The organism is Streptomyces sp. NPDC054841 (genome assembly GCF_053611045.1).
The window spans coordinates 1-6,234 of sequence record NZ_JBSGZO010000481.1; the positions used below are offsets into that span (position 1 = coordinate 1).

Sequence of the window (6,234 nt, forward strand, 5' to 3'; positions counted from 1 at the left end):
CTGAGAGTTGGTCACGAACCTCGTCCGGGATGCGCATACCACACCAACGATCCCCAGCACGGGAAGCAACACCTTGTTTCCCTGCAAGCCCTTAGGGCCCCGTCACCCGTCACCTATCGCCGCCGTCGCGCCGGTGGCTCAGCAGGCAGGTCAGGGCGACCGCCGCGGCCGCCAACGCAGCGAGGTGCCGTAGCTGTCGTCGTGCGCCCGCCAGGGATTACGGGACAGCCCTTAGGGCCCCGTCACCCGTCACCTATCGCCGCCGTCGCGCCGGTGGCTCAGCAGGCAGGTCAGGGCGACCGCCGCGGCCGCGACCAGCACCGCCGCCGCGAGCGGGGCCACCGGGTGGTGCACGGTCCCGGTGCGGGAACCGGTGACCAGGCCGGTGACGGCCGCGTTCGCCGGGGAGCCGGTCAGGACCAGGGCGAGCAGCGAGGCCGACGCGGTGGCCGCGATCGACCAGCCGCGGCCGTGCAGCACCGGCCGGGTGCACAGCGCGCCTACTGCCGCGCCGGTCAGCACGCACACGGCGGCGGCGAGCAGTCCGGCGGTGGTCGCGGGCAGGAGGGGGACGGCGACGCGGTTGTCGCCGCTCATCGGTTTGCTGATCAGCGCGACGACGGCCGTGCCGGCGGCGCCCAGGAGGGCCGCCCAGCCCGCGGCCGTGGCCAGCGTGGCGAGGTGGACCCGCGGCGGGCCGGCCGCCGCTGCCACGATGTTCCGGGCGGCGGCGGGCTCCTGGTTGGCGCAGACCCGGACCAGCCAGGCGGTGACGGGCGACAGCGTGGCGGCGGCGTACCCGAGCGAGTCCAGCACGGGCTGCCCGGACTGCACACCGACGGCGAGGAAGGCCGCGTACAGGAGGACGGGCGCCAGCCAGCGCTGCGAGCGCACCAGTAGGGCGGACTGGTAGCGAATGAGCGCGCTCATGAGTACGCCTCGCGGGCCCCGGCGTCCGAAGCGGCCGGCACGGGGGCCACGGACCGTACGTGCCATGGCGGGCGGGCCGTCAGCAGTGCCCGCAGCGTCGCGTCCGAGTGGGTGTCCGGCACCTCCAGGACGGCGATGCCGTGCGTGCCGGCACCGTCCGCACCCGCACCGGCCCCCGAGCCCGAGCCCGCATCGTCCGCACCCGCACCGCGCGTGGGCGAAACCGGCAGTCCGGCGGGCAGTGCCGCTCCCGGCGGGCCCGACACGACGATGCGGACCGCTCCGGCCGCCACAGGTGAGGGCGTGACCGGCGCCGGCACCAGCCCCGTGCCCTCGACGCGATGCCCCACGTCGACCGCGCCCGCCAGCCGCCGCGGATCGTGGTCGACGAAGACGACCGTCGCTCCGGCGGCGACGCGCTGGGCGACGGCCAGGTCGAGTTCGGCGCGGGCCCCGGTGTCGAGACCTGTCCAGGCCTCGTCGAGGACCAGCAACTCCGGCGCGGCGAGCAGCGCCTGGGCCACGGCGACCTTCTGGCTGGTGCCCTTGGACAGTTCGGTCAGCGGCGTACGCGCATGGCCCGCGGCCCCGAAACGCTCCAGCCACTCACGCGCGCCGCGCTCCGCCGCACCGCGGCCGAGGCCATGGACACGGCCGACGTGGACGAGATAGCCGGTCGCGGTGAACGGCAGCGCGGCCGGGAACCGTTCGGGCACGTACGCCGTGCGCGGTCGTCCCGTGATGCGTCCCTCGGTCGGCGCGTCGATCCCGGCGAGCAGCCGCAGCAGGGTGGATTTTCCACTGCCGTTGCCGCCCTCGACCCGGACCAGCGTTCCGGCGGCCAGGTCGAGGCCGACTCCGCGCAGCACCCACGGTCCGCCCAGGCCGTAACGGCGGCCCACTCCTCGCAGTTTCAGTTCGCCGACGCCTTCTGCTGGGTCAGCTCGCTCGGCCTGACGATCACGAATCCGATCATCGCTCCCTGTCGCGCGAACATCTCCCCGTTGACGGCGTACTTGATCGACTTGGCGTTCTGGAGGCTCATTCCGGGTGCGGAAGCCTGCTGCGCCATGTTCTCGCTGGCAAAGAGATCGCTCTTCATGCGGAGCATCGTCACCCGGAGCCTTTTGTTCCGCCAACAACCGCCGACCGGGCGGCTGGCAGACTGAGCGGGTGAACAGCACCGACAGTCCCTTCCGGCAGGAGCGCACCACGCGCGACGAGGCTCCGCAGTACGTCCTTCCGCTCGTGGTCCGGATCGAGAAGACCGCTCCGCCTTCGCGTACCGACGCGCTGGAGACCGCGGCCCGCGCGGTCCTGGTCATCCTCTCGGACGAGCGCTCGCTCGGTGACGGGGAATGGGCGCAGGCGATGCGGGACTGGCAGGACGCCCGGATCCGCAAGGTGGTGCGGCGGGCGCGCGGTGCCGAGTGGCGGCGGGCCTCGGCGCTCCCCGGCATCACGGTGACGGGAGAGACCGCCGAGGTACGGGTGTTCCCGCCGGTGCCGCTGGACGGCTGGCCCAAGGAGCTGGTGAAGCTGCAGGTGTCGGGGACGGAGCTGCAGGATCCGCAGGACACGGCGGGCCCGGCCGGTGACATCGATCCCCACCAGGCCCTGATCTGGCTCAGCCCCGATCTGCACATGTCGGCCGGCAAGGAGATGGCGCAGGTCGGGCACGGGGCGCAACTGCTGTGGTGGGACATGGACGACGCCGAGCGCAAGGCGTGGCGCGAGGCCGGATTCCCGCTGGCCGTACGGACCGCGCATCCCGGCCGCTGGGCCGAACTGGCCACGAGCGGTCTGCCGACGGTGCGGGACGCGGGCTTCACGGAGATCGCGCCGGGCTCGGTCACGGTCGTGGCCGGCCGTCCTGGGCACATCTGAGGAGGACTGAACAGAACCGGGCCCTGATACGTACCTTCCAATACTGCCAAGTAGTTTGAACCGCCGGTTCGGTTGCCGGTTGATTCAGCGATACGCATAACGGCTCGGGAGGCACATTTGTTGCGGCGCATCAACGGGACAGCGCTCATCATCGCGGCGCTGGTCGCCACTGTCGGCGCGCTTGCGTTCCCCGTATGGTCCTACGCCGACCGCTCCGGAACCGGGCAGGCGAACCTCAACGCCTCGTCCGTGGCAACGCAGTGGGGCCCGCTGTCCGCTACCGACCGCGACTTCCTCGTGAAGGTCCGGCTGGCCGGCCTGTGGGAGCTGCCGGCGGGCCAGCAGGCGATCGAACGCGCGCCGAGCAAGGCCATCAAGGACGCCGGGGACCACCTCGTCGTCGGCCACACCGACCTCGACCTGCGGGCCCGTGATGTGGCGGCGAAGCTCGGCGTGGAACTGCCGAACCAGCCCAACGAGCAGCAGCAGGGCTGGCTGCGCGAGCTGTCGGCAGCGACCGGCAAGGAGTACGAGTACAAGTTCGCGAACCTGCTGCGCAACGCGCACGGCAAGGTCTTCGCCCTGATCGCCCAGGTCCGGCACACCACCCGCAACACGCTGATACGCCAGCTGGCGAGCGACGCGAACCAGACCGTCCTCGACCACATCACCATGCTCGAGGCCACCGGCCTGGTGGACTTCGACGCGATCGCCAACGAGTTCGCGGGCGGCGCGACGGCCAGCCCCTCGGGCCCGCCGCCCCCGAACGGCAACCTGCCGCCCGCGCCGACGCCGGCGGCTCCGACGGGCCAGGACCAGTCGTTCACGTCCCGGCCGTCGACGCAGCCCGGACCGCCGACCGCGGTCAACACCGACCGCCCGGCGCCGGGGGCGGGAGGCTGACGGCCGGGGCCGGACAGGCCCTTTCCGCCGCTGCTTCAAACCGTCGCCAGAGGCGATTGCCGAGCTCACGAGCCCGCTCGCGTCCGGCGGCAGCGACCGCTGAGCCGCGTTCCCCGGTCCTTCTCGCCGGCAACGGCGGAGGCGGAGAGGAGCGTCGCAGCGGCGAGGCTGCCCCAGAGGGCGGCCGGGCCGCGGGGTGCGAGAGCGGTGATGACCGCCGGGGAGACGGCGAGGCCGAAGCCCGTGGAGAGCTCGAAGCGGGCGAGGGCGCGTCCCAGGACATGGGCCGGGGCGAGGGCGGTGACGAGCGCGGTGGCGCTGCCGGCATAGATGATCTCGCCGATGGTGCAGACCACGGACACCGTGGCGACGGCCGGGGCACCCCAGCCGTGTCCCAGTGAGGTGGCCGCGAGGAAGCCGAGGTAGGACGCGGCGAGTACCACCCCGGCGAGAGCCAGCACGCTCCGCCGGGGGAATCGGGACATCAGGACGGTGACCGGAACCTGCAGGGTGACCACCAGCACCGTGTTGGCCACGAAGATGGCTGCCGACCACACCGGGGATGCGTGCATCTGTGTCACCAGGACCAGGGGGAGCGCGATTTCGGGGACGTTGAGGCAGAAGACGTAGACCACGTTGGCGGCCAGCAGCGCGCGCATCCGGGGCGCGGACGCGTCGGTGTCCTTGGCCGGGGTGGTCGGGGTAGCGGGGGTGGCGGCCGGATGCGCGTGCAGGTGGACCGACCAGGCCAAGGCCGCCGCAGCGAGATAGGCGAGCCCGGTGACGGCTGCCAGCGCCTGCAATGCGGTGGTGCCGCCCGCCAGGCATGCGGTGGCGAGGAGCGCGCCCACGCCCAGGCCGGCGTTGCGCAGGGCGCGGCCTCCCGCGAGAGCGGTGTCGCGTTCCCGGCCGTGGGCGACCGTGGCCACGAGAGCTGCGTGGGCGGCCGGCCATGCCTGGTTGCCGATGCCGAGGAAGAGCGCCGCCGTCGCGAACAGCCAGACGTGCCCCGCCGGGGCGGCCAGCAGCAGTGCCACGCCCAGCACCCGCACCAGCATCGACGCTGCCACGACCGTGCTGCGTGCGCCCCGGTCCAGCCATCGGCCCACCGCGGGCATGCACACCAGACCCACGACGACGCCGACCGTCATGGCGATGCCGGTGGCCGGCGCGGACAGCCTCAGCACCATCACCCCGTAGAGCAGCAGAAAGGGCCGCAGCAGGCCGGTGCCGAGCGCGTCCACGGCCAGGGCGACGGCATAGCGGGGGCCTCCGGAGGCACGGACGAGGGCGCGGGGCTGGATCTTGGTGGTGGTTGCCATGGCGTCAACGGTGCGTTCGGCCGCCGGGCCTGCTACGTCGGTTGACGCACACCGTCAACCGACGCCGTCGCCGGCCGTCCGGTCAGGGATGCTGAGGGGATGACGTTGAGGATCGACATCAGCGGCCTGCCGTCCGAGCGACTGCGGTTCGCCGCCTCCCCGCTGGCCGAGCTGACCGCGATGCTGCACGTGCTGGCCGAACCCGGGCATCATCCGCAGCTCACCGGCTGGGCCGGGGATGTCTGGGCCGGGCTGCGGCCGGAGCTGGCCGAGCGGCTCAGGGAGGCGGAGTTCCTCTGGCGTTCCTCACAAGCCGACTTCCTGCTCCCCGCCCGGCCCAGGCCGACCCTCGCCGAGGAGTTGGACGACGTGGACCGGATCGACGACGAAACGTATGTGACCGCCGCGCTCGTCACCACGTGCGGCAGCAACCGGGTCCGCTTCGCCGCGCCGTCGCCGCTCACCGACGCGACTGCGCGCGAGCGGGCCCTGGACCTGGCCCAGGCCCGCGGGGCGCGGCAAGAGGCCTTCGCGGAACGGCTGCTCGCGGACCCGGGCGCTGTGCGGGCGCGGGTGCGCCACACCCTCGAACAGTGCGCCGAGGCCTTCTTCGACGCCGCCTGGGCGGGCGTCGCCGTGCAGGTCGCCACCGACCTGCGCCTGAAGAACGACCTGCTGCAGCGCCAGGGCATCGGGGCGGCCCTCGCATCGGTCTCCGGCGCAGTCACCCTGGCTCCGGACGGCGACTGCATCATCGTGGACAAGCTGCAGGACAAGGCGACCGCCGCCCACGGCACCGGAGTCACCTTCATCCCCAGTGTCTTCGGCAGCCCGCACCTGGTGGTGGTCCACGCGCCCGGGTGGCAGCCGGTGGTGCAGTACCCCGTGGCCGAGCCGAGTCCATCAGAGCCGGTATCGCTGGAAACGGTGACACTGCGGCTGGAGGCACTCGCACATCCGGTACGGCTGCGGCTGCTGCGCACCCTGGCCCGCGGCCCGCACACCACCGGCGAGCTGGCCCACGCCTGGGAACTGTCGCCCCCGGAGGTTTCCCGCCACCTCGCCGTCCTGCGCCGCGCGGGCCTGCTCACGGCCCGGCGACACGGTCGTTATGTCCGTCACACCCTCAATCTGCCCGATCTGACGGCGCTGGGCGCCGACTTGCTGGCGGCCGTACTGCGCTGAGTGGTCC

Annotated in this window: 6 protein-coding genes and 1 pseudogene; 3 read left to right on the forward strand and 4 right to left on the reverse strand. The window is 72.9% G+C overall.

What is annotated here, in order from left to right; genetic code table 11:
- Positions 1-249: 249 nt before the first annotated feature.
- The 3 genes and pseudogenes from ACWGI8_RS37185 to ACWGI8_RS37195 form a co-directional block, all read right to left on the reverse strand.
- A complete protein-coding gene (locus tag ACWGI8_RS37185) occupies positions 250-930 on the reverse strand; it encodes an ABC transporter (protein ID WP_453667854.1) in 681 nt (226 codons plus the stop codon).
- The gene (locus ACWGI8_RS37190) at positions 927-1,832 is read right to left on the reverse strand and encodes an ABC transporter ATP-binding protein (protein ID WP_453667855.1); all 906 of its coding nucleotides are present in this window, start codon (positions 1,830-1,832) and stop codon (positions 927-929) included. Before ACWGI8_RS37190 ends, ACWGI8_RS37185 begins: the two co-directional genes overlap by 4 nt.
- Positions 1,833-1,894: 62 nt before the next feature.
- Positions 1,895-2,032, reverse strand: a pseudogene (locus ACWGI8_RS37195) (AIM24 family protein); the annotation flags it as partial.
- A gap of 71 nt (positions 2,033-2,103) precedes the next feature.
- Here ACWGI8_RS37195 and ACWGI8_RS37200 point away from each other — a divergent pair.
- Positions 2,104-2,817: a peptidyl-tRNA hydrolase gene (locus tag ACWGI8_RS37200; protein WP_453667856.1), complete on the forward strand. Its 714-nt coding sequence runs from the start codon at positions 2,104-2,106 to the stop codon at positions 2,815-2,817.
- Between the two features lie 120 nt (positions 2,818-2,937).
- Positions 2,938-3,720: a DUF4142 domain-containing protein gene (locus ACWGI8_RS37205; protein ID WP_453667857.1), complete on the forward strand. Its 783-nt coding sequence runs from the start codon at positions 2,938-2,940 to the stop codon at positions 3,718-3,720.
- A gap of 65 nt (positions 3,721-3,785) precedes the next feature.
- Here the strand turns inward: ACWGI8_RS37205 and ACWGI8_RS37210 are convergent, their stop codons facing one another.
- Entirely contained in the window at positions 3,786-5,042 is a 1,257-nt protein-coding gene (locus tag ACWGI8_RS37210) for an MFS transporter (RefSeq protein WP_453667858.1), read from the reverse strand.
- A gap of 99 nt (positions 5,043-5,141) precedes the next feature.
- Here ACWGI8_RS37210 and ACWGI8_RS37215 point away from each other — a divergent pair, with 99 nt between their 5' ends.
- A complete protein-coding gene (locus tag ACWGI8_RS37215) occupies positions 5,142-6,227 on the forward strand; it encodes a DUF5937 family protein (RefSeq protein WP_453667859.1) in 1,086 nt (361 codons plus the stop codon).
- Positions 6,228-6,234: the final 7 nt, after the last annotated feature.